5 protein-coding genes are annotated in these 4,227 nt (G+C 73.6%); 4 read left to right on the forward strand and 1 reads right to left on the reverse strand.

Annotation, left to right across the window (positions count from 1 at the left end; translation table 11 throughout):
* From VF697_RS18345 to VF697_RS18360, 4 genes are all read left to right on the forward strand, one after another.
* On the forward strand, positions 1–1,136 hold a 1,136-nt coding region (locus VF697_RS18345), incomplete at its 5' end, for an MFS transporter (protein ID WP_331096740.1).
* Between the two features lie 94 nt (positions 1,137–1,230).
* Positions 1,231–1,551 (forward strand): hypothetical protein, encoded by a 321-nt coding sequence (locus tag VF697_RS18350; protein WP_331096742.1) that lies wholly within the window; start codon positions 1,231–1,233, stop codon positions 1,549–1,551.
* Between the two features lie 166 nt (positions 1,552–1,717).
* The gene (locus tag VF697_RS18355; RefSeq protein WP_331096744.1) at positions 1,718–2,731 is read left to right on the forward strand and encodes a BON domain-containing protein; all 1,014 of its coding nucleotides are present in this window, start codon (positions 1,718–1,720) and stop codon (positions 2,729–2,731) included.
* A gap of 38 nt (positions 2,732–2,769) precedes the next feature.
* The gene (locus VF697_RS18360) at positions 2,770–3,336 is read left to right on the forward strand and encodes a BON domain-containing protein (RefSeq protein WP_331096746.1); all 567 of its coding nucleotides are present in this window, start codon (positions 2,770–2,772) and stop codon (positions 3,334–3,336) included.
* 41 nt (positions 3,337–3,377) lie between these two features.
* Here the strand turns inward: VF697_RS18360 and VF697_RS18365 are convergent.
* A partial coding sequence (locus VF697_RS18365) for a R3H domain-containing nucleic acid-binding protein (protein ID WP_331096748.1) occupies positions 3,378–4,227 on the reverse strand: 850 nt, incomplete at its 5' end.

A 4,227-nucleotide genomic window follows, 5' to 3' on the forward strand; every position in this document is an offset into this window, starting at 1 on the left:
TGGCGGCCGCGGCGGGCCTGGCCGTCGCGAACCTCTACTACCACCAGCCCCTGCTCGGAGACATCGGGCGGACGTTCCACGCCACGGATGGCGCGCTGGGGCTCATCCCCACCGCCTCCCAGGTGGGCTACGCCCTGGGGCTGCTGCTCATCGTCCCCCTCGGCGACAGCCTGGAGCGGCGGCGCACCATCGTCCTCACCACGGTGCTGGTGAGCCTCGCGCTGATGGGCGTGGCGCTGGCGCCGAGCCTGCCGTGGATGGTGGCCGCCAGCGGGCTGGTGGGGGTGATGACGGTGGTGCCCCAGCTGCTGGTGCCCTTCGCGGCGCACCTGGCTCCCGCGCCCGAGCGGGGCCGCGTGGTGGGCACGGTGATGAGCGGGCTGCTCATCGGCATCCTCCTGTCGCGCACCGCCGCGGGCTTCCTCGGCGTGCGGCTCGGCTGGCGCGCGATGTTCTGGCTCGCCGCGGGGCTGATGCTCCTGCTGGCCGGGGTGCTGCGGCTCGCGCTGCCGAGCCAGCCGGCCAGCGCCACCCTGCCCTACCCGGCCCTGCTGCGCTCGCTGGGAGGGCTCGTGCGCGAGGAGCCCGTGCTGCGGCTGCACTCGGTGCTGGGCGCGCTCACCTTCGGCGGCTTCAGTGCCTTCTGGGCCACGCTGGCGCTCTACCTCCAGTCCATGCCCCAGCACTACGGGCCCCAGGTGGCGGGACTCTTCGGGGTGGTGGGCGTGGCGGGCGCCGTCGCCGCGCCGCTGGTGGGGCGCTACGCCGACGTGCGCGGGGACCGGCGCATCAACGTCTTCGCCATCGGCATCCTGCTCGCGTCCTTCGTCGTGCTCGGGCTGCTCGGCCAGTGGCTGTGGGGCATCGCGCTCGGCGTCATCCTCCTGGACCTGGGCGCGCAGGCCAACCACATCTCCAACCAGACGCGCGTCTACGCGCTGCGCCCCGAGGCCCGCAACCGCCTCAACACCGTCTACATGGTGACGTACTTCGTGGGCGGCGCCACGGGGGCCTGGCTGGGCAGCCTCGCCTGGAGCCGCTGGGGCTGGAGCGGCGTCTGCGTCGTGGGCGGGGCCCTGTCCCTCACCGGGTTGGTGGTGCTGGGCCTGGCCCGCCCGCGACGTCCGGCGAGCTGAGCGGGCCCGGCCCGAGGCGATTCACCTCCCCGACACTCCCGCGCCCCGGGCCATCGCACAGTGGATGCTCTCCGCCGCAGGTGGAGCCCGGGCCATGAACCTCCACGTCGAGGTGCTGTTCGCTTCCGGCTACGCGCTCTTCCTGCTGGCGGTGGCCCGGGGCCTGGTGGCCATGGGACGGCGGGCGCGTGCGGGAGACGACACCTGGCCGCGCACGGACGTCGCCCGCTTCCACCAGGGACTGTCCACGGTCCTCATCTTGCTAGCGGGCCTGCTCGTCGGCGCCTGTGCGGTGCGTCACCCCGAGGGGCTCGAATTGGGGCTGCTCGGCGTCGTGTCCTTGGCAATCGCCTGGGTGGCCCGGCGCACCTGGTTCGAGTGGTGGGCGGAGTCCTCCGCCAGCGGGGAGGGATAGCCGAGCGGCATGTGCCGACGCCCTCTTGCCGCGGGTGGGAGCCAGTACGACCCTCTGGCTACTCAACCCCAAGGAGGCGGCGATGGCGGACAGGCGGCGGTACGGGGAGTGGCAGGGCCGGGGCGACGATCGAGGACGTGACATGGGGCGGCGGGAGGCGCGCGACATGGGCCGCTCACGTGACGAGGATCGTGACGGCACGGGCCGCGGAGATCTCGACCGCTTCGGCCGGGACATGGCCACCGAGCGCACCGGCCGGGGCATGGGCGGCTACGTCGGTGAGCGAGACGCGGATCGCTACGGCCGGGGCTACGAGTACGGCGGCGACGAGGATCGCGGACGCTTCGACCAGGACAGCCGCGAGGAGTACCACCGCGGCGGGCTGATGCGGGGCAGCCCGGGGTACCGTCCCGCGGGCGGCACGGGAGATGGGTTCGGCGAGGGCTTCTGGGGCGAGATGACGCGCGAGCGGACCCGGGGCGACTTCGATCGCTACGGCGCCCGGAGCTCCCGCGGCGCCCCGCTCACCCAGCCGTATGACACCGACCGCTGGGACCGGGGCCAGTACGGGCTGGGGGCCGGGGACCCGGGCCAGACGGGCGGCGGCGAGGACTACCAGCGCTACGGCTGGGGCCAGGGCTGGAGCCAGGACCAGGGCCGCGACCGGGGCTACGGCACTCGCGGTTTCGGCGACGCGGACTACGAGCCCCCGCGCGTGCAGTCCTCGTACATGGAGCAGCGCCCACGCACCGGCTACTCCACGAGCCCCACGCGCGACCGGGGCGACCGGGACTTCGAGATGGGCCACGGCTTCGGCGCCGACGGCCTACGGGGTGCCTATGGCTCCTCCGAGCGCTCGCCCGAGCTGCCCCGGCGGGGCCGTGGACCGCGCAGCTACCAGCGCTCGGACGAGCGCATCCGCGAGGATCTCTGCGAGCGGCTGATGCAGGCCTGGATGGATGCCGATGACGTGGACGTCCGGGTGGAGAAGGGCGAGGTCACCCTCACCGGCACGGTGAAGAGCCGCGATGAGAAGCGCGCCATCGAGGACCTGGCCGAGGAGGTGCTCGGCGTGACCGAGGTCACCAACGAGATCCGCGTCGCGCGCGAGCAGCCGGGCCAGGAGCGCAGGGACGAGAACCGGGGCTCGCAGCAGGGAGGCCGGACGCTGCACTCGTGAGGCAGCGCCCCACTCACCCGACAGGAGAGGAGTCCACGATGGCACGGCGTGATGACGACAACGTAGGCGAGGGGCCGCGGTATCCGGTGCGTGCGCGGCGGATGGACCGGCCGGTGCGCGACGAGGGTACCCGGACCGGCGACGAGGGCCGCCCGGGCTACAACTTCAGCGGCGGCGCCGCGCGCGGCTACAACCAGGGAGGCCTCGCAGGCCTGGGCAGCTACCAGCGCGGCTACCGGCCCGGCAGCTACGACGCGTTGCTGGAGAGGACCGAGGCCCGGCGCGGCCCGGCCCGGCCGCCGCGGGGCTACCAGCGCGCGGACGACCGCATCCGCGAGGACGTCTGCGAGCAGCTCATGCAGGGCCCCGTCGACGTGGGGGACGTGGAGGTCACCGTCAAGGACGGCGAGGTGACCCTGAGCGGCCGGGTGGAGGAGCGCTGGGAGAAGCGCGCCATCGAGGACCTCGCCGCCAGCGTGCGCGGGGTGCACGACGTCCACAACCGGGTGCGAGTGCGGCCCCCGGAGGCGTCCCAGGAAACCTCGCGAATGGGCGAGGAGCGGCCGCAGGACAAGACGGGTGAGAAGCCGCACATGGGCGCCTGAGCGGCCCACTTCACCGGGGAGAGCGGAGGGGGAGCCCGGCCTCAGTGCCCCCCCGCGCTCTCCTCTTCTCCCTCCATCTCGATGTCCCGGCCCTGGGGCATGTCCACCAGGGCCCCGAGCGGATAGATGATGAGGTGGCGCTGGGGCTCGCTGCCGTGGCTCACCGTCTCCAGGTGGTAGCGCGAGACGAGCCGGTGCTGCAGCTTGCGCAGCCGGGGCGGCCTCGGGGCCAGCGGCACCACCACGCTCTCGCTCAGCACGCGCTGGATGGCGTGCTCGGCCTCCAGCACCGCCTCGCGCACCTGCTCCTCGTCTACGCCCTCGGCGATGAGGAAGGCATCGCGCAGCACCCGGCGCATCTCCGACGAGCTGTTGCGCTTGATGGCCAGCACGCGCGCGCCCGTCTTCTCCGACACCTTGCGCAGCTTCGGATCATTGGCGCGCGAGCGCAGCGTGAGGATGAGGTCCGCGTTCTCCAGGCGGCCCACCACGCGCGCGTCCGCCCCAATGTCTCTCAGCACCCGCTCGAGCAGATCCCGGCTGGCCGCGTGGGCGTAGATGCGCGAGGTGCCCTGACGCAGGCCGGGCTGGCGCTTCGGCCCGAGCCGCGAGGACTCGCGAGCGGGCGCGGCGGCGGCCGGTGCCGGCAGCGGGGCCACCGCCTTGGGCTCGGCCTTCACCTCCACCTGGCCCTCGACGAGCTGGCGCCGCTCGCCGCCCACGTCCTCGCCCGCCAGCAGCCGGTCCACCGACTGGGCGGTGTCGCGGTGCACCAGCACCTCGTCGCGGCTCACCATCTCCACCACCACGTCGAAGGTGGGCGGTGCCCGGCGCTCGTTGATCGTCTTCTGTGTGCGACGGCGCCGCGCCTCCTCGTCGCTGAGCGTGACG

This window comes from Archangium sp. (genome assembly GCF_036388035.1).
GTDB lineage: Bacteria > Myxococcota > Myxococcia > Myxococcales > Myxococcaceae > Archangium.